At 62.6% G+C, this 23,382-nt stretch carries 20 protein-coding genes, 1 tRNA gene and 2 pseudogenes; 9 read left to right on the forward strand and 14 right to left on the reverse strand.

Going from position 1 to position 23,382, the window contains the following annotated elements; translation table 11 throughout:
- Positions 1 to 28 precede the first annotated feature (28 nt).
- The 11 genes from K3725_RS01860 to rpmH form a co-directional block, all read right to left on the reverse strand.
- Positions 29 to 1,426 carry a PepSY domain-containing protein gene (locus K3725_RS01860; protein ID WP_260017177.1) on the reverse strand — a complete coding sequence of 466 codons (1,398 nt, stop codon included), beginning with the start codon at positions 1,424 to 1,426 and terminating at the stop codon, positions 29 to 31.
- A 71-nt stretch (positions 1,427 to 1,497) separates the two neighbouring features.
- Positions 1,498 to 1,863, reverse strand: coding sequence for a DUF2946 family protein (locus K3725_RS01865; RefSeq protein WP_260017178.1), 366 nt, complete (start codon positions 1,861 to 1,863; stop codon positions 1,498 to 1,500).
- Between the two features lie 6 nt (positions 1,864 to 1,869).
- Positions 1,870 to 2,517, reverse strand: a complete 648-nt coding sequence (gene yihA / locus K3725_RS01870; RefSeq protein ID WP_260017179.1) for a ribosome biogenesis GTP-binding protein YihA/YsxC — start codon at positions 2,515 to 2,517, stop codon at positions 1,870 to 1,872.
- On the reverse strand, positions 2,517 to 3,269 hold the full coding sequence (locus K3725_RS01875) for an MOSC domain-containing protein (RefSeq protein WP_260017180.1): 753 nt from the start codon (positions 3,267 to 3,269) through the stop codon (positions 2,517 to 2,519). The genes yihA and K3725_RS01875 overlap by 1 nt, the downstream gene beginning before the upstream one ends.
- Positions 3,266 to 5,074 carry a membrane protein insertase YidC gene (yidC, locus tag K3725_RS01880; protein ID WP_260017181.1) on the reverse strand — a complete coding sequence of 603 codons (1,809 nt, stop codon included), beginning with the start codon at positions 5,072 to 5,074 and terminating at the stop codon, positions 3,266 to 3,268. The genes K3725_RS01875 and yidC overlap by 4 nt, the downstream gene beginning before the upstream one ends.
- Positions 5,075 to 5,207: 133 nt before the next feature.
- Positions 5,208 to 6,752: a bifunctional diguanylate cyclase/phosphodiesterase gene (locus tag K3725_RS01885; protein ID WP_260017182.1), complete on the reverse strand. Its 1,545-nt coding sequence runs from the start codon at positions 6,750 to 6,752 to the stop codon at positions 5,208 to 5,210.
- A gap of 66 nt (positions 6,753 to 6,818) precedes the next feature.
- Complete coding sequence (gene ttcA / locus K3725_RS01890) at positions 6,819 to 7,706, reverse strand: tRNA 2-thiocytidine(32) synthetase TtcA (RefSeq protein WP_260017183.1); 888 nt, start codon at positions 7,704 to 7,706, stop codon at positions 6,819 to 6,821.
- Positions 7,707 to 7,798: 92 nt separating this feature from the next.
- Positions 7,799 to 8,032, reverse strand: coding sequence for a hypothetical protein (locus K3725_RS01895; RefSeq protein ID WP_260017184.1), 234 nt, complete (start codon positions 8,030 to 8,032; stop codon positions 7,799 to 7,801).
- Between the two features lie 341 nt (positions 8,033 to 8,373).
- Positions 8,374 to 8,619 carry a membrane protein insertion efficiency factor YidD gene (yidD, locus tag K3725_RS01900; RefSeq protein ID WP_260018551.1) on the reverse strand — a complete coding sequence of 82 codons (246 nt, stop codon included), beginning with the start codon at positions 8,617 to 8,619 and terminating at the stop codon, positions 8,374 to 8,376.
- A gap of 56 nt (positions 8,620 to 8,675) precedes the next feature.
- A complete protein-coding gene (gene rnpA, locus K3725_RS01905) occupies positions 8,676 to 9,101 on the reverse strand; it encodes a ribonuclease P protein component (protein ID WP_260017185.1) in 426 nt (141 codons plus the stop codon).
- Between the two features lie 23 nt (positions 9,102 to 9,124).
- The gene (gene rpmH / locus K3725_RS01910) at positions 9,125 to 9,259 is read right to left on the reverse strand and encodes a 50S ribosomal protein L34 (RefSeq protein WP_008554144.1); all 135 of its coding nucleotides are present in this window, start codon (positions 9,257 to 9,259) and stop codon (positions 9,125 to 9,127) included.
- A 331-nt stretch (positions 9,260 to 9,590) separates the two neighbouring features.
- Between rpmH and K3725_RS01915 the strand changes: the two genes are divergently transcribed.
- The 4 genes from K3725_RS01915 to K3725_RS01930 all read left to right on the forward strand — a co-directional run bounded on the left by K3725_RS01915 (position 9,591) and on the right by K3725_RS01930 (position 13,349).
- Positions 9,591 to 10,352, forward strand: coding sequence for a TVP38/TMEM64 family protein (locus tag K3725_RS01915; RefSeq protein ID WP_260017186.1), 762 nt, complete (start codon positions 9,591 to 9,593; stop codon positions 10,350 to 10,352).
- A gap of 2 nt (positions 10,353 to 10,354) precedes the next feature.
- Complete coding sequence (locus K3725_RS01920; RefSeq protein WP_260017187.1) at positions 10,355 to 11,773, forward strand: NAD(P)/FAD-dependent oxidoreductase; 1,419 nt, start codon at positions 10,355 to 10,357, stop codon at positions 11,771 to 11,773.
- A gap of 15 nt (positions 11,774 to 11,788) precedes the next feature.
- A complete protein-coding gene (locus tag K3725_RS01925; protein ID WP_260017188.1) occupies positions 11,789 to 13,174 on the forward strand; it encodes a HAMP domain-containing sensor histidine kinase in 1,386 nt (461 codons plus the stop codon).
- A gap of 98 nt (positions 13,175 to 13,272) precedes the next feature.
- A tRNA-Arg gene (locus K3725_RS01930) sits at positions 13,273 to 13,349 on the forward strand.
- A 472-nt stretch (positions 13,350 to 13,821) separates the two neighbouring features.
- Here the strand turns inward: K3725_RS01930 and K3725_RS01935 are convergent.
- Entirely contained in the window at positions 13,822 to 14,754 is a 933-nt protein-coding gene (locus K3725_RS01935; RefSeq protein ID WP_260016682.1) for an IS5 family transposase, read from the reverse strand.
- Between the two features lie 175 nt (positions 14,755 to 14,929).
- Between K3725_RS01935 and K3725_RS01940 the strand changes: the two genes are divergently transcribed.
- The gene (locus K3725_RS01940) at positions 14,930 to 16,603 is read left to right on the forward strand and encodes a methyl-accepting chemotaxis protein (protein WP_409201581.1); all 1,674 of its coding nucleotides are present in this window, start codon (positions 14,930 to 14,932) and stop codon (positions 16,601 to 16,603) included.
- 317 nt (positions 16,604 to 16,920) lie between these two features.
- Positions 16,921 to 17,894 (forward strand): annotated as a pseudogene (locus K3725_RS01945) (IS5 family transposase).
- 174 nt (positions 17,895 to 18,068) lie between these two features.
- On the opposite strand, the pseudogene K3725_RS01950 reads toward K3725_RS01945, so the two are convergent.
- Positions 18,069 to 18,269, reverse strand: a pseudogene (locus tag K3725_RS01950) (transposase); the annotation flags it as partial.
- Positions 18,270 to 18,457: 188 nt separating this feature from the next.
- Positions 18,458 to 19,327 carry a LysR substrate-binding domain-containing protein gene (locus tag K3725_RS01955; RefSeq protein WP_260017189.1) on the reverse strand — a complete coding sequence of 290 codons (870 nt, stop codon included), beginning with the start codon at positions 19,325 to 19,327 and terminating at the stop codon, positions 18,458 to 18,460.
- 117 nt (positions 19,328 to 19,444) lie between these two features.
- Here K3725_RS01955 and K3725_RS01960 point away from each other — a divergent pair, with 117 nt between their 5' ends.
- The 3 genes from K3725_RS01960 to phnY are packed head-to-tail and all read left to right on the forward strand — an operon-like array spanning position 19,445 to position 23,363.
- A complete protein-coding gene (locus tag K3725_RS01960) occupies positions 19,445 to 20,632 on the forward strand; it encodes a 2-aminoethylphosphonate--pyruvate transaminase (protein ID WP_260017190.1) in 1,188 nt (395 codons plus the stop codon).
- A gap of 20 nt (positions 20,633 to 20,652) precedes the next feature.
- Complete coding sequence (gene phnA / locus K3725_RS01965; RefSeq protein WP_260017191.1) at positions 20,653 to 21,897, forward strand: phosphonoacetate hydrolase; 1,245 nt, start codon at positions 20,653 to 20,655, stop codon at positions 21,895 to 21,897.
- 17 nt (positions 21,898 to 21,914) lie between these two features.
- A complete protein-coding gene (gene phnY, locus K3725_RS01970) occupies positions 21,915 to 23,363 on the forward strand; it encodes a phosphonoacetaldehyde dehydrogenase (RefSeq protein ID WP_260017192.1) in 1,449 nt (482 codons plus the stop codon).
- Positions 23,364 to 23,382 lie beyond the last annotated feature (19 nt).

Raw genomic sequence — 23,382 nt, forward strand, 5'->3', positions numbered from 1 at the left:
CCATCATTGATGTTGCGCTCTGGCGCGGTCAGCTCACCGCACGCTTCAGCACCGGCAGGTTGCCGAGCAGCAGCACGTCAAACGCCAGCACCGCCAGCAGCGTCAGGCCGGTCAGCGGGAAGGCCAGCGAGACCAGAACGGCGATCAGCGCAGCACCTTTCCAGAACGGCATCTCTGCCGGTTCCGGCGGTGCGGCCAGGCGGGCGGCACCGGCAGGGCGGCGCTTCAACCACATCACCAGGCCGGAGACGCAGACAAAGATCACCGCGATGCAGAACACCACGTTCAGCACGAAGCTCCAGGTGCCCATCAGCCCCATGTGGAAGGGGATGCTGACGGCCATCGCCTTGCCCGCCCAGGAGTAGTCCTCGTATTCCACATCCGCCAGAATTTTGCCGCTGTACTGGTCCACATGCACGGTGCGGTCGATGAAGGGGCTGTCGCCGTCGCCGCTCATGCTGTCGCGGTTGAGGGTCCAGACGCCGGTCTCACCGCCCGGATAGGCGAGGCGGAAGCGGCCCTCCATCCCCAAGGCGCGGCCCAAGGCGATCAGGCTGGCGGCATCCACGGGCGCGCCTTCGGCGACGCCGGCGATGCCTGCGTCAGAGCCGGAGGCGGGCATCGGGGTTTGCTCCAGCGCCCAGGGCACATCGTTGGTATGCCCATGGTTCATGCTGGCGTGGATGTCGTCCGACAGGGGCACGTTGTCCCATTTTGCTGCCGGGAAGGTGCTCCAGGCCTGCATCATCTGTCCGCCCCAGATGCCGGTCCACGACAAACCGGAGATCAGGAAAATCACCAAGAGCGCCGACATCCAGAAGCCGGTCACGGCGTGCAGGTTCTTCCACAAGGCGCGGCCACGGGCGCGGAGGTTGGGGACAAAGGCGCTGGCGGCGTTGCCGCGGGGCCACCACAGGTACAGCCCGGTCAGCACCAGCACGAGGCCCAAACCGGCGGCGATCTCGATCAGCCGGTCGCCGGTGTCGCCGATCAGCAGGGTGGAGTGGATGTTGTCGGCCAGGTCATACCAGCCGGCGCGGCGGTCCCAGACCTCGATCACCTCGCCGGTGTACTGGTTCAGGGCAACCAGGCGCTGGCCGTCATCTGTCTTCACCCGGAACACGGCGGCCAGATCGGGGGCCTTTGGGCCGATCCATTCGGCGATGGTGCCGGGCTGGGCGGCCAGAACAGCGGCCTCCTGGGCGGGGATACTCAGCTCAGCGGTGCCTTGGGCGACGGTTATCTTTTCTCCGTCGCGGCCGTCGAATTGAGTGATGAACATCATCATCAGCCCGGTGACGGCCAGCATGATCAGGAAGGGGATCACAAAGAGGCCGGCATAGAAATGCCAGCGCCAGACGGCGGCGTAGAATTTTTGGGACAGCGGACGCGATGGGTCCGCGGATTGCGGTTGGCTGGTTGCCATTGGGTCTCTCCATATCGGAACGGGGCCGGACGCGCGGGGCGCCGGCGGGAATGTCAGGTGTGTTCAGAAAGTCAGGAGAGTGCGGGCGGGCCGCGGGCGTCATAGCGCCAGTGGAAACCGGCGGTGTGATGGGTGAAAGCCTCGCGCGACCAGCGGCCGCTGAGAGGCGTGTCCAGATTCAGGCCGATCAGGCTGTCCGGCAGCAGAGCCACCGCGCCAAGCGCGGCAAACGGACAGCTGCGGTCCTCCATCTGATCAGCGGGCGCATGGGGTTCGCCGCTGTCCAGATCGACCCAGGTTTCCACCGGACCGTGGCCGGTGCAGATCACCAGGAGCACCTTGCCGTCCTGCGCCGAGGCCGGCATCCAGCCGGACGGGATCAGCCCGGCCACGGCCAGGGCGATCACAACCAGCAGGGAGGGCAGGCGGCGCAGCACGGGTGTTCAGAGCCCCGCGATGATGGAGCGCAGGGTGGCGATGCCGTCGCCCTTCTCCGAGGAGGTCAGCACGATCTCAGGATAGGCGGCAGGGTGTTTGGCCAGCGCGCCTTTGACCTGTTCCAGCACCTTGGCGCGGTCCTTTTCCTTGACCTTGTCGGCCTTGGTCATCACGCATTGGAAGGTAACGGCGGAGCTGTCCAAGAGCTTCATGATCTCGTCATCCACCGCTTTCACGCCGTGGCGGCTGTCGATCAGCACAAAGGCGCGGCGCAGGTTCTGGCGGCCGGACAGATAGCGTTTCAGCAGCTTCTGCCATTGCTCCACTACCTTCAGCGGGGCGTTGGCATAGCCATAGCCGGGCAGGTCGACCAGATACAGCTCTGGGCCTTGGGTGAAGAAGTTGATCTCCTGCGTCCGGCCCGGCGTGTTGGAGGCGCGGGCGATGCCCTTGGTGCCGGTCAGCGCGTTGATCAGGCTCGACTTGCCGACGTTGGAGCGGCCGGCAAAGCAGACCTCCACCCGGTCGGCGTCCGGCAGGCCGTTCATCGCCACCACGCCCTTGAGGAACTCGGTCTCGCCCGCAAACAGCTTGCGGCCCTTCTCGGCGGAGATCTCATCCGGCGCTTCGGCCAGGTTAAATTGCATCTGCATCACAGCACCTTTACCGCGTCGCCCAGGCGGATTTCGCCGCCGCGCACCACCTCGGCATAGACCGAGAAATCCTGGTGGCCCCAATTGTCCTTGAGGGTCTTAAGCGTATCGGCGTCGCGTTCGCCGGTTTCGGGGTTGGCGGTGGTCGCCAGGCAGCGCACCACCCGCTCGCGCACCGCAAAGACGGCTGCGCCGATCTGCACCTCGCGGCCGAGCCAGTCGTTTTCGGCCCAGGCCTCGCCCGGGTCGAACCAGATGTTGCTGCGCCAGCGCAGGGGCGACAGTTTGTTGCCGATCGCCTGCTCCACCGCGCGGTGGGAAGACAAGTTGGCGAGTGACACCGAAGGGAACGGTGTGTCGGTCATGCCGCGGCCCGGCACCCTGACGATATGGGAAGACCCGGCGCGGTTTTCAGGCAGCAGCGGCTTTTCCCACTCCAGGAAGCGCTGCAGGTCGTCCGGGTTTTCCGGGTCGAATGTCAGATCAGGCCGGGCAGGGTGGGTCAGCGTCAGCTGGCCGCTGGCATCGTCCAGCCGGGCGTTGATGGCCATCAGCCCCGGCGCCTTGGAGCCGCGGGTGAAATTGGCGCAGGGCACCCATTCGGAACCGTCCGCCTTGGAGGCCTCATGCGCAACCGCCCAAACACGGTCGCCGGGCATGGTCTGCCCGGCGGTCATGGTGACGCTTTCCAGTGCCTCCCGCCCATGGGATTTGAGCGGGTGGCGCCAGATGTCTGTGACCTTTGCGGTCATTCCTTTTCAGCCTTCGGCTTCTTCTTGAAGCTCGACTTGATGTTGCCGAACACGTCCGGCTTGTAGCCATGGCTGCGCATGATCAGGTACTGCTGGGTGAAGGTGATCGTGTTGTTGGCGATCCAGTAAACCACCAGGCCGGAGGCGAAGCCGCCGAGCATGAACATGAACACCCAGGGCATCCAGGCAAAGATCATCTGCTGGGTCGGGTCGGTGGGTGCCGGATTCAGCTTTTGCTGCAGCCACATCGAGATGCCGAGCAGGATCGGCAGGATGCCGATGAAGACCAGGGCCAGGATGCTCTCAGGTGCCGGGGAGGCAAAGGGCAGCAGGCCAAAGAGGTTCATGATCGAGGTCGGATCCGGCGCGCTGAGGTCCTGGAACGGGCCAAAGAACGGGGCGTGGCGCAGTTCCAGGGTGACGAAGATCACCTTGTAGAGCGAGAAGAAGATCGGGATCTGGATCAGGATCGGCAGACAGCCCGCGGCGGGGTTCACCTTCTCCTTCTTATACAGCTCCATCATCTCCTTCTGCATCTTCTGGCGGTCGTCGCCGGCGCGCTCCTTGAGCTTCTCCATTTCCGGCTGAAGCTCTTTCATCTTCGCCATGGAGGCGTAGGATTTATAGGCCAGCGGGAACACCAGGATCTTGATCACCACGGTCAGGCCGATGATCGCCCAGCCCATGTTGCCGATCAGGACGTTCAGATTGTGCAAGAGCCAGAACATCGGCTTGGTCAGGAAGAAGAACCAGCCCCAGTCGATCACGTCCAGGAAGCCCTCGATGCCCGCTTTCTCATAGCCGCGGATGGCTTCCCATTCCTTGGCGCCGGCAAACAGCTGGGTGGTGACTTCAGTGGACTGGCCCTCTGCCACGGTCACGGTCGGCAGCACGATGTCGGTCTGATAGATGTCGCGGCGCTCATCGAACTTGGCGATCGAGCGGAAGCTCTGGCCCGGTGCAGGCACCAGAGTGGACATCCAGTAGTGGTCGGTAAAGCCGATCCAGCCGTTTGCGTCGACCTGCTTGACGCTGGACTTGGAACCGTCGCGCGGATCGGGCTCGAAATCGGCCATGTCGTCATAGTCTGTCTCGGCCAGCTCGCCGTCGGTCATGCCGACCAGGCCCTCGTGCAGGATGAAGAAGTTCTTCAGCCCCTCGGGCTGGCCGTGGCGGGCCAGGGTGCCGTAGGGCGCCAGCGACACGGTGCTGCCGGAGGCGTTGGCAACCGACTGGGTGACCGAGAACATGTAGTCCTCATCCACCGCGATGGTGCGCGAGAAGGTCAGGCCCTTGCCGTTGTCCCAGGTCAGGGTGACGGGGTTGCCGGGGGACAGGGTGGCGCCCTCAGATGCGGACCAGATGGTGTTGGCGCCCGGCACGTCGCTCAGCGTGAGGCCTGCGCCCGGTGCCCAGCCGTAGAGCGCGTAATAGGCGCCGGTCTCGCCCACCGGTTTCAGCAGTTTGACGATCGGAGAGCCTTCGTCCAGCGTCTCGCGGTAGTCCTTCAGCGACAGATCGTCGATCCGGCCGCCCTGCAGCGAGATGCTGCCGGTGACGCGGGGCGTGTCGATGGCAACGCGCGGCGCATCCGGCGCGGCGGCCTGTTCGGCGGCGGTGTCTGCCACCGCATCGGCGCCCGCTGCGCTGGGCGCGGCGGCGGTGTCGCCGGCAGGCGCGGTTTCAGTGACCGCGGTTTGCGGCACCTGTTCCGGTTCCGGCGGCGGGAAGAAGGTGTACCACCCGAGGATCACCAGAAAGCTGAGTACGGTTGCGAGAATAAGATTTTTGTTCTGATCGTCCATTGGGGACTGCCACCTCGTGTAGGGAAGGACACGAGGGGTTCAACAGAGGTGGGCCGCAAAGGTCAAGCAGAATCGCGGCGCAGCGGGGCGTCAAGCGGTCCCGGTGCGGCAGAAAATCAAAGGAATTGAGCGTTCAGGGTGTCTGGCGGCCGATCACCGGCGCATCCTGCAGCTTGGCCTCATGCGCGGTGATCCAGTCCAGGGTCTGGTCAAAGGGCATCGGGCGGCCGATGCCGAAGCCCTGCACGTGGCCGCAGCCAAGCTGTGCCAGCAGCGCATGCTCGCCGGCGGTTTCGACCCCTTCAGCCAGGGTTTCCAGCTCCAGCCGCTCGGCCATGGTCAGTATGGCAGAGATCAGTTTTTGCTGCTCAGGGTCCTGATCCGCCTTCATCACGAAGGTGCGGTCGATCTTGATGCGGGAGATGTTGAAACGGCGCACGGCGGAGATCGAGGCATGGCCGGTGCCGAAATCATCAAGGTCAATCGGACAGCCCAGTTCGCTGAGGGCAAGGATGTTGCGGGTGACCACATCATCGGGCTGGTCGGTCATCACGGTTTCCAGGATTTCCACGCAAAGGCGCTCCGCGGGCAGGCCGAAGCGTTCCAGCTCCCATTTGATGCGGCCCGCCAGTCCGGGGTTGCGCAGCTCCTGGGTGGCGAAGTTGACCCCGACGCACGGCACCGTCACCCCGGCGTCATCCCAGGCCTTGATGGCGACCAGCGCGTTATAGAGCATCACCTGGCTCAGCCGTTCCATCAGACCGGCCTCTTCCAGTGCGGGCAGGAAGGTGGAGGGCGGGATCAGCCCCTGCACCGGGTGCTGCCAGCGTGCCAGCGCCTCAAACCCGGAGACCCGGCCGGTGTCGGTGCAGATCTGCGGCTGGAACCAGGCCTGGATCTGGCCGCTTTCCAGTGCTGCCGCGGCTTCCTCGCGCAGGGTGGAGCGGCTGCCGGTGCGGCCCGGCATGTCGGTGGAATAGGCCCGGATGCCGCCAGGCCCGTTGCCCTGCGCCTCAGACAGGGCGGCGGCCGCGGCGCTGATCCACTCGGCGCTTTCGCTGCCGGGGATGCGGCTGTGCTGGCAGAAACCCATCGAGGACGTCATGTAAATGGTGGTGCCGTCCAGCGGCAGGGGTTCTTCGGTGGCGGCCTGCATGCGGCCGGCCAGCTGAATGCACAGTTCCAGATCCAGTTGCAGGGTTGGCGCCAGGCAGACTGCAAAACGGCTGTCGCTGATCCGGGCGACGATGTCGTCCTGACGCAGCGCCGAAACGATTTGCGCACCGCAATGCTGCATGAAACGGTCGCCGGCCTCCTGCCCGTGGCGGTCCGTCAGTTCGCGATGGTCGTCCAGTTCCACAATGAAAATGGCAGACCGCAGCCCGCCTTCGCTGCATTCGGCGTGAATCCGGGCGGCCTCCTGCTCGAACCCGCCGCGCAGCATCATGCCGGTGACCGGGTCGCGCGGCTGAGAGCTGCCGCCCAGCCTGCTGAAGCTGCCGGCGGCGGCCATCAGGACCGGCAGGCCCAGGGCAACGGCCAGCAGCGCCGTTTCGCCGCCAATCCAAAAGGTGGCCAGGGTCAGGGCTGGCAGAAAGGCGAGCATCGCCGGCCCGGAAACTGCGGGGGCGAGGATGTGCCGGAGGCGTGCCAGGAAGCCTGAACCCGTATGTGTCATTCCCAGACCTTTCGTCTGCAGCCGTTCGTTCGGTCCTGAGACTAAGATGCTGATATAACCCGGGAGTTAACGCAGCTGGGGAATTTCCGGATTTTCGTCCCCAGAATCGGCAATCTTCAGCTCAAGTCCCGCGAAATCGAACAGTTTCGGGTCCAGAAGATGCGAAGGGCGCGCATTCATCAGCGCCCTGAACATCACCTGACGGCGGCCCGGGGAGTTTGATTCCCACTGGTCCAGGATCTGTTTCACCTGCTGGCGCTGCAGCCCGTCCTGGCTGCCGCAGAGGTCGCAGGGAATGATCGGATAGTTCATGGCGCGGGCAAATTTTTCGCAGTCGGCCTCTGCCACATGGGCAAGGGGGCGGAACACGAACAGATCGCCCTCCTCGTTGACCAGTTTTGGCGGCATGGTCGCCAGGCGGCCGCCGTGAAACAGGTTCATGAAGAAGGTTTCCAGAATGTCGTCGCGGTGGTGGCCCAGAACCACGGCGGAGCAGCCTTCCTCCCGCGCGATGCGGTAGAGGTTGCCGCGGCGCAGACGCGAGCACAGCGCGCAGTAGGTGCGCCCCTGCGGCACCTTGTCGACGACAATACTGTAGGTGTCCTGGTATTCGATCCGGTGCGGCACGCCCATTTTTTCGAGGAACTCCGGCAGCACTGTCGCCGGGAAGCCGGGCTGGCCCTGGTCCAGGTTGCATGCGAGCAAGTCCACCGGCAGCAGGCCGCGCCACTTCAGCTCATAAAGCACCGCCAGCAGGGTATAGCTGTCCTTGCCGCCCGACAGGCAGACCAGCCACTTGGGCGTGCTGCCGTCTTCGCGGCGCTCCACCATGCCGTACTGCTCGATCGCCTCGCGCGCGTAGCGCACGATGCGTTTCCTGAGCTTCTTGAACTCAGTGGTCGAGGGAGCGCCGGCAAACAGCGGGTGGATTTCGTCCAGATCATCATCAAGCATGGCCGCGCCCTAGCCGAGGATGCGGGTTTTGCCAAGGAAAAAAGGCAGCAGAGGCCGGAGTGACCGGTCTCTGCTGCGGTCTGCGGCCCTGCTTAAAGGTAGCCGCGGGACGAGGGCAGTTCTTCTGGCAACGGCGGCAGACCGATGTCCCGGCGCATATGGTTGCTGAGCGGCGGCGTGCGGTCCGGCCTGCGTGGAGGGCTTTGTGCGGCGAACATTTGGCGCAGGAGTGCAATCAGCGTCCGGCGCAGGCCGAGGTCGGCGAGGATCTGAGCCAGAACGGCCTGATGGTCGTGAACGGGGGAACGGAAATCTGTGCGTGTCATGGGTTTTCCCGGCTGCGGCCAGCCGGTTCCTGTTGCGTGAAGGTGAAAGGGCGCGGCAAGGCAGGGCGCGCATTAATACGCGCGGTCAGAGCCGTGGGTGCCGCAGGTTTGGGAAGTGACGATCAGTCCGGGCGCAGATCAGCGCAGGCCGGCGGGCCGGCGCAAGCCTGGCCAGGAAGCGGCAATAGCCGTATTTTCTGCGGGAGATCGCAAGGTCTGAAACAGAGTGTTCATTCGCGCCTCCTGCAGCTTTGGGTTGATCGCGGAGATCGGATAGCACGCGCAGGCACGGGCTCTTATTCCGGTTTTCCCTACTGTGACTGAAATGCCGAAAGGCTGGATCAATTGCCGGGGGGGCAGTCCTTCCGGTCCGGCACGGGATCATAGCCGTCGCCGCCAAAGGGGTGGCAGCGTCCGATCCGCCGGGCGGTCAGCCAGGCGCCCTTGAAAGCGCCGTGTTTCTCCAGCGCTTCCAAAGCGTAGGCGGAGCAGGTGGGTTGGTAGCGGCAGTTGAAGCCGACCCACGGGCTGAACAGCAGCCGGTAGGCGCGCACAGGCAGGGCAAAGAGACGGGCCAGCGGGGTCATGGCGGATAGATAGGGGCAGGGCGGCCCGGTGGCAATGCGGCCAAAGGCCGGAACGGTCACTGGCCGTGGATCTTCTTGAGCGCGTAGATCAGGTCGCGCTTCAGTTCCTCGAACGGGCGCTGGGCGGTTTCCACAGCGCGGCCGATCAGCACGTAATCCCAGCCGGGGCGGCCATGGGCGGGCAGAATCATCCGTGCCGCCTCGCGCAATCTGCGTTTGGCGCGGTTGCGGGCGACAGCGTTGCCGACTTTCTTGGAGCAGGTGAAGCCCATGCGGATGCCGCCGTCATCGCGGCGGTTCCGGCCCTGCACCATCATCGCCTTGGTGCCCTGCTTGCGGGCAGGCGGGCGGGCGCAGGCGAGAAAATCACGGCGCTTGGCCATGACCTCGATTTTCTGGGTGTCAGGCGGACAAACGGACACCGCCGGAGGCGTGTCCCCGCGGGCAGCGTTGCCGTCCTTGGGGGCCTCCGGCGGTGTCATGTCCGTCAGAACGGGAACTGAGCTTATGCGCTCAGTTCTTTGCGGCCGCGGGCGCGGCGTGCGTTCAGGATCTTGCGGCCTGCCTTGGTGGCCATGCGCGCACGGAAGCCGTGGCGGCGTTTGCGAACCAGGTTCGAAGGCTGATAGGTGCGTTTCATCGCTCCGGTCTCCACATTTTGTCATCGGGTGCGCGGAATCGCCCGCCCGGGGTCTATCTCGAAGCCCGGTCTTTAGGAGGGAATGGCGGGTAAGTCAAACCCTGCAAGCCGCCTTTTCCGGGCAAAGTGCAACATTTCTGCCAAAAACTGCCCCGCAGCGGCCTGTCCGGACAGGGTGGCGGTAACACAGGGGCGGTGATTCTGCCATAAAGCTCACGGAATCCGGAGTTGTGATCAAGCGCCTGTGAGGCAGGGGGAACCACTCTCGCGGAACAGCCATTTAAGACGTAGCAACAGCAAGAGCGCAAGTGAAACGGATCAGATGAGCGGCATGACAGAGACACCGGAGACAGAATCCCGACCCAAGAAACAGGACGGCGCCAAGCCGGGGCTGGCGCGGCATCTGCCGCTGATTGCGGTGGTGGCGGTGGCGCTGGCCGGAGCGGTGGTGCTGAAGGATTACCTGACCTTTGACACGCTGCGCGACAACCGCGAGGCGCTGATAGCGTTCCGGGATCAGAACTATCTTGGGCTGGTGGCGCTGTTCATGGGGATCTACATCGTGATCGTGGTGTTCTCGCTGCCGGGTGCAGCGGTGGCGTCGGTTACCGGCGGTTTCCTGTTCGGGCTGGCGGCCGGCACCGCTTTCAATGTGGTCTCTGCCACCATCGGCGCGGCGGGCATCTTTCTGGCTGCGCGCATAGGGCTGGGGGCGGTTCTGACCGCCAAGATCGAAGCGGCAGAGGGCCGGGTGCAGATGCTGAAACAGGCACTTCGGGAAAATGAGGTCGAGGTGCTGCTGCTGCTGCGGCTGGTGCCGGCGGTGCCGTTTTTCGTGGCGAATCTGCTGCCGGCGCTGGTCGGGGTGAAGTTCCGCAACTTCCTGTGGACCACTGCGGCGGGTATCATTCCCGGCGCCATCGTCTTTACCTGGATCGGCGTGGGCGTCGGGTCTGTCTTTGACCGGGGTGAGGATCCGGACCTGAGCCTGCTGTGGGAGCCGCATGTGATCGGGCCGATCCTGGGGCTGTGTGTGCTGGCAGCGATGCCGATCATCGTGAAATCCATCCGCGGCAAGAAGAAGGGGCGCTGAACATGACCCGTATCACATGCGATCTTCTGGTTATCGGGGCCGGCTCCGGCGGTCTGTCGGTGGCCGCGGGCGCCAGTCAGATGGGGGCGGACGTGGTGCTGCTGGAAGGCCACAAGATGGGCGGCGACTGCCTGAACTACGGCTGTGTGCCCTCCAAGGCGCTGCTGGCAAGCGCCAAGGCGGCCCATGGCCAGGCGCATACTGCGGATTTTGGCGTGGCGGATCAGGTGCCGCAGGCAGATTACGCGGCGGCCAAGGATCATGTGCATCAGGTCATCGAAACCATCGCCCCGGTGGACAGCCAGGAGCGGTTCGAAGGTTTCGGCGTGCGGGTAATACGCGAGTTCGGGCATTTCGTTTCAAAGACCGAAGTTGCAGCCGGAGACTTTCGCATCACCGCGCGGCGGGTGGTGATCGCCACAGGCTCAGCGCCGCTGGTGCCGCCTATTCCGGGGTTGGGCAAGGTTCCCTATGAGACGAACGAGACGCTGTTCGACCTGCGCGGGAAGCCGGAGCATCTGCTGATCATCGGCGGCGGCCCGATTGGCATGGAAATGGCGCAGGCGCATGTCAGGCTGGGCTGCAAGGTCACGGTGATCGAAGGCCAGCGGGCGCTGGGCAAAGAGGACCCGGAAGCCGCCGCGCTGGTGCTGGATGCGTTGCGTGCCGAGGGCGTGGAGATCGCCGAGGGCGCCATGGTCTCCCGCATCACCGGCCGGGCTGGGGCGATCGGGGTCGAGACCAGGGACGGCAGCACCTTCAAGGGCAGTCACCTGCTGATGGCGGTAGGGCGCAAGGCCAACATGGAGCGGCTGAACCTTGCTGCTGCCGGGATTGAGACGCAAGGCAATGGCATCAAGGTGGATGAGAGCCTGCTGACCACCAACAGGCGTGTCTATGCCATCGGTGATGTGGCGGGGGGAATGCAGTTCACCCATGCGGCGGGCTACCATGCCAGCGTCATCATCCGCTCTGCCCTGTTCGGCCTGCCGTCCAAGGCGATGACCAGCCATATCCCCTGGGCCACCTATACCGACCCGGAGCTGGCGCAGGTCGGGCTCACCGAAATGCAGGCGCGTGACCGCTTTGGCGTCAAGCTGGAGGTGGCGCGGTTCGGCTACAACCACAACGACCGCGCCATAGCAGAACGCAAGACCAGGGGCTTCATCAAGGTGATGGTGGTCAAGGGCCGCCCCGTGGGCGTCACCATCGCAGGCCACCAGGCCGGGGAGCACATCGCCTTGTGGTCGATGGCCATCGCCAACGGCCTGAAAATGAGCCAAGTGGCGGCAATGGTTGCACCTTATCCCAGCATGAGCGAGATTAACAAACGGGCGGCAGGGGCCTATTTCTCCCCGCGGCTGTTTGAGAGTAAATTTGTTAAACGCGCCGTGCGCTTTGTTCAGCGCTGGATTTCATGAACTGAAGGCCGCTTCATGCTCAACACGCTCTCGGGCAGATTCCTGATCCTGACCACGGTCTTCGTGATGCTGGCCGAGGTGCTGATCTTTGTGCCGTCGATTGCGCGGTTCCGCGAGGATTACCTGGCCGACCGGCTGGAACGGGCGCAGATCGCCTCGCTGGCGCTCTTGGCGGACGACATGCTGGAGACCGAGCTGGAAGCGGAGCTCCTGGAAAACGCGGGCGTCTATAACGTGGTGCTGCGCCGCGACGAGATCCGCCAGCTGATGCTGGCGTCGCCGATCCCGCAGGAAATCACTGCCACCTATGATTTGCGTATGGCCGGCGCCCTGACCCTGATCCGCGATGCAATGATGCGGCTGCTCCGCCCGGAGAATGAGATCATCCGGGTGATTGGCGCGCCGGTGCGCGAGGCGGGCCTCCTGATCGAAGTGACTATGGAAACCGCCCCCTTGCGCGCGGCGATGATCGACTACGGCGTGCGCATTCTGATCCTGTCTGCTGTGATCTCCGTCTTTACCGCGGTGCTGCTGTTCGGGGCGGTGCGGATCGTGCTGGTCAAGCCGATCAAGGGCGTGGTCGGCTATATGCAGCGCTATGCGGCGGCGCCGGAGGATGCGCGCGGCATCATCCATCCCAGTTCCAGCGTGGTGGAGCTGCGCGAGGCGGAAGAGGCGCTGATGCAGCTGCAGACCGAGCTGACACATGCCCTGAAACAGCGCGAGCGGCTGGCCCAGCTGGGCGGCGCGGTGGCCAAGGTGAGCCACGATTTGCGCAACATCCTGACTTCGGCGCAGCTGTTCACGGACCGTATCGAGATGAGCGAGGATCCCCTGGTGCGCCGCCTGGCACCGAAGCTGGTCAACTCGATCACCCGGGCGGTGTCGCTGTGCGAAGGCACATTGGCCTTTGGCAAGGCGGAGGAGCCATCGCCCACCTTCGGCGTGGTCTGCCTGCATGAGATCACCGCCGACATCGCCGAAAGCGAACTGCTGGCGGCGGACAGCGACAGGGTGGAAATCCTCAACGCCGTGCCCAAGCCGATGATGCTGCGTGCCGATCCGGAGCAGCTGTTCCGCATCGTGATGAACCTGGTGCGCAATGCCCGCCAGGCGATAGCCGCCACCGGCAGGCCGGGACAGGTCACGGTTGAAGCCCGCGAGGAGGCGGACGCCTGGTACATCACCGTTTCGGATACCGGACCGGGCCTGCCCAAGAGGGCGCAGGACAACCTGTTCACCCCGTTCCAGGGCGGCGCCCGCAAGGGGGGCACGGGCCTGGGGCTGGCGATTGCAGGCGAACTGGCCCGCGGCCACGGCGGCAGCGTCAGGCTGAACAAGACCGGTGCCGAGGGCACCGTGTTCGAGATCTGCCTGCCTAAGGGTGACGGCACGCTCTGACACCTTCGGAAAGCACAGCTGGAAAATGGCCGCGGCCGGAACTATTTTTGTTTTTGGGGTTGCGCCCGTTCGATGCTATGAGTAAACCCCGCCGCAGTGGACCGATAGCTCAGCTGGATAGAGTACTTGACTACGAATCAAGGGGTCGGGGGTTCGAATCCTCCTCGGTCCGCCACTTCCTGAATTGTCGGGCGACACATAGTTTTGCCATTTGCGACAGAACCTTTCCTTTTTCGTGTCTCCAACATTCCAGCTCGCGCCTCCTGTTCCGCCAGTGGCGAAGCCTTCCCTGATTTTCACTTCGGAAGACCTCGTGTCTTCCGGAGGGCAAAGCAGGGTGGGCGCAGCCCGGACTGCGGCCGGACGGTGATCTGACACACGGGGCCGGAGCGGTGAAATTGGGAGGGGCCCGCGCCTGGCGCGGGAGGAACCGGATTTCTCCGTGGAGGCTGACGCGCAGCGGCATCAGAACCCGTGTTCAGATTGCCGGCCGGATGGCAGGCGGACCAATCAAACGGAAAATGCCAGGCGCGCTAGAGCGGAGCGGAGGCGCGGCTGACTTCTGTGCAAGCGATCGCGGTCTCTCCGCGATCGACTCTGTTGCGCAAATCGGTTGAGGGCCAAGGTTCCCCTTTCCCCAGACGGACTTATCCCACTGCCTCTGTGACGGGTATGCCAAGCGCGGTGAATCCGTTCATGACCGCAACACGGAGCTGAAGCTCGGCAACCTGACGTCCAGGATCCCGTGCCATCAGTCTTTGTCCCAGCAGTTTCATGCAGTGCATCTTGGTTTCGGCACGACTTCGGCGGTGGTATCCACTCCATTTCCGCCAAAGCGCTCGGCCAAGGTATTTCGACGCCCGCAGCGCTTCGTTGCGCGCAATCGCGCCTGCGGTGTCGGGTTTCCAGGGCTTGGCGTTCTTGCGGGGCGGGGCGACGGCATTGGCACCTCGGTTGGCGATGGCATCGTGGCACTTGCGCGTATCGTAGGCGCCATCTGCCGTGACACTGCCGATCTCCTGCTCGGGCGGGATCTGATTAAGCAGTTCCGGCAGCATGGGCGCATCACCAATGTTGCTACTGGTGAACTCGACTGCCCGGATTTCCAGTGTCTTTTCGTCGATACCGAGGTGAACCTTGCGCCACACGCGGCGTTTCGAGCCACCGTGCTTGCGCGCATTCCACTCGCCTTCGCCCTCTACCTTTATCCCAGTGCTGTCGATCAGCAGGTGTAGCGGCCCCTCAGAACCACGATACGGGATGTTCACGGCGAGAGACTTCTGGCGGCGTGAAAGCGTGCTAAAATCCGGTACCGACCAGTCCAATCCACTCAATCGCAGGAGACTTTCCACGAAGCCGGTCGTCTGCCTGAGCGCCATACGGAACAGCACCTTCATCGTCAGGCAGGTCTTGATCGCGGCGTCGCTATAGATGGGCTGTCGGCCTCTCTTGCCGGTCGGCCGGGCCTCCCACGTCATCTCGGGATCGAACCAGATCGTCAGAGAGCCACGACGCTTCAGCGCTTCGTTATAGGCCCGCCAGTTCTTGATCTTGTAGGTCGGGGGTGTTGGTCTGCTCATGCCCTCCAGCTATCACGCTGGATTCATGAGATGAATCCCTCACCCGATTTGCGCAACAGAGCCGCTGGTAGATAATCGTGACTCTCTAACATCACGGATCACCGCGGGCTTGTCAGATCCAGGTTTACTCCAAGAGCCATTCCAAGATGTTGAGAGAAACTATCTTGTACTTGGCATGGCAAAAAACCTACTCGCCGCAGCTGTAGACATGGAGACTGGCATGCGCGGGTTTCTTTTGGCGGGAGAAGAGTCTTTCCTCACGCCCTTTGTGCAGGGAACCCAGCGGTTCGATGCTGGTATGGATGCTTTCCGGACCGCGATGCAGGAAGACATTCTAGTTTTGGATCAGTTGAATGGCATTTCCGAAGTAATTGAAAAATGGCGCGGTGAGGTTGCGGCGCCAATGCTGGACTTGCGTCGAGAAATTGGTGACGCGGCCACTATGGATGACATGGCGGATTTTGTGGCAGAGGGGCGCGGCAAGGCCTTTTTTGATAGTTTCCAATCCACTATGGCGGAACTTCGAAATGAAGTTTCTGCGGCGATGGCTGCCAACCAAGCTGCCAACGAAGAGATAGCAGCTCAGACGCGCAAAATGATCCCTGCCGCCATTGTTGCTGCGATAATAATCGGTGCTGCAATGGCGCTGGTGACAGGATCCGGCATCGCTTCGGGCATTCAACGGATTGTAGTATCCATGCGTGGCCTGGCTGAAGGCAACAACACAGTGGAAATCCGCGGCCAGAAGCGCGGCGACGAAGTTGGAGATATGGCCCGGGCGCTGGAGACGTTTCGCGCCGAATTGGTTCGTATGCAGGAGGTCGAACAGCAGAAGGCCCTAAGCAAAGACGCCGAATTGGCATATGTGGTGCAGCAGCTAAGCGAGCGCCTATCACGTATGGCAAATGGCGATCTAACCATACGCATCACCGAGGCTTTCCCGGCGGAATATGAAAATCTGCGCGACGATTTTAACGGCTCGATCGACAACCTGAACGCCACAGTGCAGCAAGTGATCGAGGCTTCTTCGAGTATCCGTAACGGGGCGGCAGAAATCAGCCAAGCCTCGGATGATCTGTCGCACCGTACCGAAAGCCAGGCTGCTACCCTGGAGCAGACAGCGGCGGCGATTGATGAGCTTACAGCCAGCGTGAAATCCGCGGCCGAGGGTGCGCGCCGTGTAGAAGATACCGTCCGAGAGGCCCGCCAAGAGGCTGAAAGCAGCGGCGAAGTGGTGCGGAACGCAGTCGCCGCAATGGGAGTAATCGCGGAAAGTTCCAGCAAAATCGACCAGATCATTGAGGTGATCGACGATATTTCCTTCCAGACTAACCTTCTGGCACTCAACGCTGGTGTAGAGGCATCCCGTGCTGGTGAGGCCGGCCGCGGCTTCGCGGTGGTAGCCTCAGAGGTGCGGGCACTGGCGCAGCGTTCCTCGGATGCAGCAATGGAGATCAAGACGCTGATTTCCGACAGCTCCCGCCAAGTAGATCAGGGTGTCGATCTGGTAGGTCGGGCAGGCGAGGCTCTGCAGTCAATTTCCACCCGTGTCAGCCATATCTCGAAGCTGGTCACCGAAATCGCTGAAGGCGCAGAGGAGCAATCTACCGGCCTGCACGAGATCAACACCGGCGTGACCCAGCTCGATCAGGTGACCCAAAAGAATGCCGCGATGGTGGAAGAAGCCACGGCCGCAGGCTATATGCTGAATGCCAACGCCATCAAATTGGCAAAACTGGTGGGCCGGTTCAAGGTCGATGGCAATGGTGCTGAGCCCGTGGCCCCGGCAGTGACGGAAGCGGTTGAGACACACTCCTCAGTACATGCTAGTAAGCACTGGGAAATCTAGATTAACCTGTAGGACACGGGACTTGATCTGACATTTCTGCTCTTCTGGAGCGCAAGCATGAAGGACCGCTCCTTCCGCTGCTCTGCGGCGCTGAAATCTGAGCGCTTGTAGCATTTCTGATCTTGCGTGTGCATGCAGCGCGAAATTCGAATTCACAGGTTGGGCTCTTCGTTAGCTTTCGCCGCGCCAGGCGTGAATGGCCGATCCCCGAGCACAAGTCCTGCTCCCGCAAAAGGGATCGTTACCTTCTGAGGGGCGTTGTTGCACAAATCGGGTGAGGGATTCACTGCGTGAATCCAGCATGATAGCTGGTAGGCATGAGCAGTTGGGCCCCTACTAAATACAAGACCACGAACTGGTCGGCTTACAATGACGCGTTGAAGCGGCGCGGCTCGCTGACAATCTGGTTTGATCCAGAAATGATCTGGACGCCGCCGCCGACCGGCACGCGTGGCAGACAACCGATCTTCAGCGATGCGGCGATCCAGACCTGTCTGACTTTGAAGGTGCTCTTTGGCCTGCCCTTGCGACAAACGACTGGGTTCGTGCAAAGCCTGCTGAAGCTTGTCGGCCTGGACTGGGTGGTGCCGGACTTCAGCACCCTGTGCCGCCGCCAACGAACTCTGAACGTGAGCATCCCCTATCGAGGCAGCAAGGGCCCGCAGAATCTGCTGATCCCCTCTCGTGACATCACTGCGTGATGCACTGCCGGGCAGCGGACAGCACCGGTATCAAGGCCGAGGGTGAAGGCGAGTGGAACGCCCGCAAGCACGGTGGCCCCAAGCGGCGCATCTGGCGCAAGATACACATCGGCATCGATGAGGAAACACTGGAAGTTCGGGCCGTCGAAGTCACCGGAAGCAACATCGGTGATGCGCCCATTCTGCCTGATCTCCTTGACCAAATCCCGGCAGACGAAGAGATCGGTTCCGTGACCGCCGACGGGGCCTGCGACACGCGCAAATGCCACGAGGCGATTGCCACCCGTGGTGCCGCCGCTGTCATCCCGCCCCGCAAGAACGCCAAGCCCTGGAAGCCAACGAGCCCGGGCGCAGTGTCACGAAACGAAGCCCTGCGCGCCTCGAAGTATCTCGGCCGCGCCATCTGGCGACGGTGGAGCGGATATCACCGCAAGAGCCGGGTTGAGTCAAAAATGAACTGCATCAAGCTGCTCGGCCAATCCCTGATGGCAAAAGACTTCGAACGCCAAGTCGCCGAGCTGCAGGTTCGTATCGCCGTACTGAACGGCTACACGGCGCTTGGGATACCTGTCACAGTTTCCGTAGGATAAGTCCGCCCGGGGAAAGGGGAACTGCGGTCAGAACCCGATTTGTGCAACAACGCCCCGTCTGGGTCGTCTTGCCATCGTTGCTCCTTCGTCCCGGCACGCTGCCGGATCAGGAGCGGAAAATCCACCTAGCTCAACTGTTCAGATTTCTCGAGCCACCTCTGTGGGGGAGCCTCACTTCAGCTTGCTGTTCTCGTCTTCGAGCTGTTTCAGCCGCCGGATCTCCGACACACCCATCCCCGCATAGACCTTCTTCCCGCGATAGAACGTCGCTTCCGCGACCCTCATCTTGCGGCAAATCTCTCCAACCGCCGTCCCGGCTTCCGCTTGCCTCAAAGCAAAGGCAATCTGTTCGTCGCTCAATCGTTTCTTCGGCATCGGTACACTCCCTCTCTTGCCAGAAATGTTCCCAATAATTCGCATTCACTCCGGACCAGTTTCAGGGGGCAGGACCAGGTTCAGAACCAGCTGAATGGAAAAGTTTAACCAGTGCTTGCTTTTGTCCCTGCCGAGCCGGGTCCGGACCTGTGGCGGCTAATCTTATTGCGCAATATTCTTTCAGCCCTTCATTGCGCCTGAATGCCTTTGGCAAAGTCCATGAAGGCGCGGATCACGCGGACGTCACGGCGCTGGGTGAGGTAGATGATGCTTTCGCTCATCGTGAGTTCGGCATCGCGCAGGCTGTATTTGACCAGACGGTCGTCATGGCCGAATTCCGCCTCGGAGACAAAACCGATACCCGCGCCGGAGGCCACAAGCTCACGCACGGCCTCGCGCCCTTCGGCGACAATTGCGGGCTTCAGCCGGATGCCCTGTTCACGCGCGGCGGTCTCGACTTTCTCTCGGGTCTTTGAGCCCTCCTCGCGGAACACCAGCGGAAGCTGTGCCAGCTCCTGGAACGACAGGTCCGCTTGCGAGGCCATCAGCAGGCCTCGCGCGGCAAAGGCAACGATGCCGGTGGCGCCGAGGTTCAGAACACTCATGTCCTTGCCCGGGGACAGGCTGCCGGCCACCCCGATTTCGGCATTGTAGTCACGCAGTTCATCGATGATTTCGCCCGTGTTCCCGGCGCGCAGCGAAATAACCACATTCGGGTAACGCTTCTGGAAGGGCCCCAGGAAGCCGGTCATGTGCTGGGCAGAGTCCGCAATGATGCGCAACTCCCCCTCAACTGCGGCACGGGTTGCCGACAGGTAGTCGCCGATCCGGCTTTCCACCTCGAAGTACTGCTTGGTCATGTGAAGCAGGTCCTCCCCCGCGGCTGTCAGGAACACCCGTTTCTTCTCGCGCCGGAACAGCAGCACGTCGTGGTCCTGCTCCAGCTTGCGCACCTGTTCCGAAACCGCCGGCTGGGTCAGGTGCAGTGCCTCTGCGGCGCGGGAAAAGCCGCCCAGAAGGGCCACGTGGTGAAAGGCCTTGAGTTGTGAGTGACGCATAAGGGGTTTCCCGTGAACTTATATAGGTAAGACCTATCATTGAATTGTTTTTTGCAATTTTACATATGAATTGTGCTGGCGCAATCATGCTCTCGAACCATGCTTTGGAGACAGGCAATGACCGCTTCCGCACCGCAGATAGACCCGCCGTTTCTGGGTGAACCGTACCTTCTGACCCCTGGGCCGCTGACCACATCCTATGAGGTGAAACAAGCCATGCTGCGCGACTGGGGCAGCTGGGACGACGACTTCCGCGCCATGACCCGCGACATGCGCAGCCGCCTGCTGGCATTGCTGGGTGAGGGTGCCGGCGCTTTTGACTGCGTGCCGATGCAGGGCTCCGGCAGCTTTGCGGTTGAGGCGATGCTGGCGTCTTTTGTGCCGCGGGATGGCAAGGCGCTGGTGCTGGCCAATGGCGCCTACGGGCTGCGCTCGGCGCAGACGCTGCAATACCTGGGCCGCGACTATCAGTTGCTGGACAAGGGAGACTACCTTCCGCCGCGCGGGGAGGAGGTGGCGCAGATCCTGGCGGATGATCCGTCGATCACCCATGTGGTGGCCATTCACTGTGAGACGTCTTCGGGTATCCTGAACCCGGTGGAGGAGATTTCCGAAGCAGTTTACGCCGCGGGCCGCAAACTGCTGGTCGACTCGATGTCGGCCTTTGGCGCGATTGAACTGCAGCCGTCGCAGATCCGCTATGAGGCGATGGTGTCTTCTGCCAACAAATGCATCGAAGGGGTGCCGGGCTTCGGCTTTGTCATCGCCCGCAGAGAGGAGCTTGAGGCGGCCAAGGGCAACAGCCATTCGCTTTCCCTGGATGTGCATGCGCAATGGGCGCATATGGAAAAGACCGGCCAATGGCGGTTCACCCCGCCGACCCATGTGGTTGCGGCCTTCCTGGAAGCGCTCAAGGCGCATGAGGCTGAAGGCGGCGTCGCGGGGCGCGGCGGCCGCTACACCCGCAACCGCGATGTGATGGTTGCTGGCATGCGCGAGCTGGGGTTCGAGACCCTGCTGCAGAACCGCTGGCTGTCGCCCATCATTGTCACATTCTTTTGCCCTGCGGACAGGAACTTTGTCTTCGACCGCTTCTACGATCTGATGAAGGAGAAGGGCTTTATCATCTACCCGGGCAAGCTGACCGTTGTGGACAGTTTCCGCGTCGGCTGCATCGGGCAGATGGATGAACATGTGATGCGGCAGGTCGTGACTGCCGCCAAGGAAACGCTTGCCGAAATGGGCGTCGCCAGCGCGGCCCCGCCCGCCGCGGCGCTGGAAGAACGCGCCAAACTGGCCGCCTGAGAGATAGAGGACTTTAAGATATGACCATTCAATCCCCCGTCGTTGCAAACGGCCGCGCCTATGACGTGCCCAAGACCTGCGCAATTGCCATTTGCCTGGACGGCTGCGAGCCGGAATATCTGGACAAAGCAATTGCCGACGGTCTGATGCCCACGCTCAAGCGGATGCGCGCGGAAGGCACTGACCGGCTGGCGCATTCAGTGGTGCCGTCATTCACCAACCCCAACAACCTGTCGATTGCGACGGGCCGCCCGCCGGTCGTGCACGGGATCTGCGGCAACTACCTGATCGACCCGGACACCGGCGAAGAGGTTATGATGAACGACGTGCGCTTTCTGCGTGCACCGACGGTATTCAAGGCGTTTTATGATGCGGGCGCGCGGGTGGCGGTGGTCACCGCCAAGGACAAGCTGCGGGCGCTGCTGGGTGCAGGCCTGGTGTTTGATGAGGATCGCGCCAAGTGCTTCTCTGCAGAAAAGTCCGATACCTCCACCGCCGCCGAGCACGGGCAGGAGAAAGCCAGCGAATGGCTGGGCATGGCGCAGCCGGAGGTTTACTCGGCAGAGCTGAGTGAGTTTGTTTTTGCCGCCGGGGTGAAGCTGCTGAAGGAATGGGCGCCGGATGTGATGTATCTGACCACCACCGACTATGTGCAGCACAAGTACAGCCCCGATCAGGCGGAGGCCAAGGCCTTCTACGAGATGTTCGACAAGTACCTGACAGAGCTGGACGCGCTGGGCGCCGCCATCGTGGTGACCGCCGACCACGGCATGAAGCCCAAGCACCACGCCGATGGCTCCCCCAGCGTGATCTACGTGCAGGACCTGATGGATGACTGGCTGGGCGAGGGCCAGGCGCGGGTGATCCTGCCGATCACCGACCCCTATGTGGTGCACCACGGCGCGCTTGGCTCCTTTGCCACCTGTTATCTGCCTGAAGGCGCGGACCGGGCGGAGATCATGCAGCGGCTGGCAGGCTATGACGCGATCACCGATGTTCTGACCCGCGAGGAGGCGGTGGCCCGGTTCGAGCTGCCTGCTGACCGGATCGGCGATATCATCCTGGTCTCGGGCGAAAACATCTGCATCGGCACGTCTGAGCACCGTCATGATCTGGCGGCGCTTAATGAGCCGCTGCGCAGCCATGGCGGGCTGACCGAACAGGAGGTACCCTTCATCTGCAACCGCGTCCTGCCGCTGCCGGAGCGCCCGGTGCTGCGCAACTTTGATGCGTTTTTCTATGCCGCGCAGGCGGCGGCGCTGTGAACATGAAGGATCAGGCCATGAGCAATATCGAAATCCGCAACGAGGGCATGCGCATCGGCGGCGAGGTGGTCTTTACCGAGGAAACCGTGCCGGTTCTCTACCCCTACACCAACGAGGTCGTGGGCCATGTACCGGCTGGCCAGGCTGAACACGCCCGCAAGGCGTTTGAGATTGCCGCGAACTACACGCCCAAGCTGACCCGTTATGAACGCAGCCAGATCCTGCAGCGGGCAGGGGAGCTGATCGGGGAAAAGCGCGAGTGGCTGGCCAAATGGCTGACGCTGGAGCTGGGCATCTGCCACCAGCACGCGATCTATGAAACCAAGCGCGCCCAGGACGTCTATCAGTTTGCCGCCGCCGAGGCGCTGAAGGACGATGGCGAGATCTTCTCTTGCGACCTGACGCACAACGGCAAGGCGCGCAAGATCTTTACCAAGCGAGAGCCGGTGAAGGCGATCTCGGCGATCACCCCGTTTAACCACCCGCTGAACATGGTCAGCCACAAGATCGCACCTGCGATTGCCACCAACAACTGCATGGTCTGCAAGCCGACGGAACTGACGCCGCTGACCTGCATTGCGCTGGCCGATATCCTGTACGAAGCGGGGCTGCCGCCGGAGATGTTCCAGGTGGTCACCGGCTGGCCTAAGGACATTGGCGATGAGATGATCACCAATGAAAACATCGACATCATCACCTTCACCGGCGGTGTGCCGGTGGGCAAGATGATTGCCGAGAAAGGCGTCTACAAGCGGCAGGCGCTGGAGCTGGGCGGCAACGACCCGCTGATCGTGCTGAATGATCTGTCTGACGCCGATCTGGAAAAGGCGGCCACCATTGCCGTGGCCGGCGCCACCGGCAACTCCGGCCAGCGCTGCACCGCGATCAAACGCATCCTGGTGCAGGAAAGCGTCGCTGACCGCTTTGTGCCGCTGGTTCTGGCGAAGGCGCAGAAGATCAGGTTCGGCGATCCGCAGGACCCGGAAACCGAGCTGGGCTGTGTCATCCACGACAAGGCTGCGGAGCTGTTCGAAAACCGGGTGCTGCAGGCCGCGGAGGAAGGCGCCGAGATCCTCTACCATCCGCCCCGCCAGGGCGCGCTGCTGCCGCCGATCGTGGTCGACAAAGTGCCGCACAACAGCGAACTGGTGATGGAAGAGACCTTTGGCCCGGTGATCCCGATTGTCCGTGTGCCGGATGACGACGCCGAAGTGATGCGGATCTCCAACTCCACCGAGTTCGGGCTGTCCTCCGGCGTCTGCACCAACGATCTGAACCGGGCGATTGCCTATATCAACGGGCTGGACGTGGGCACCTGCAATATTTGGGAGCAGCCCGGCTACCGCATCGAGATGTCCCCCTTCGGCGGGATCAAGGACAGCGGCAACGGGGTCAAGGAAGGTGTGATCGAGGCGATGAAATTCTTCACCAACGTGAAGACCTATTCACTCCCCTGGCCGGAATAAGGCCGGCCCGCCGGGGCTG

Source organism: Leisingera sp. S132 (genome assembly GCF_025144465.1).
In the GTDB taxonomy this organism is placed as follows: Bacteria; Pseudomonadota; Alphaproteobacteria; order Rhodobacterales; family Rhodobacteraceae; genus Leisingera.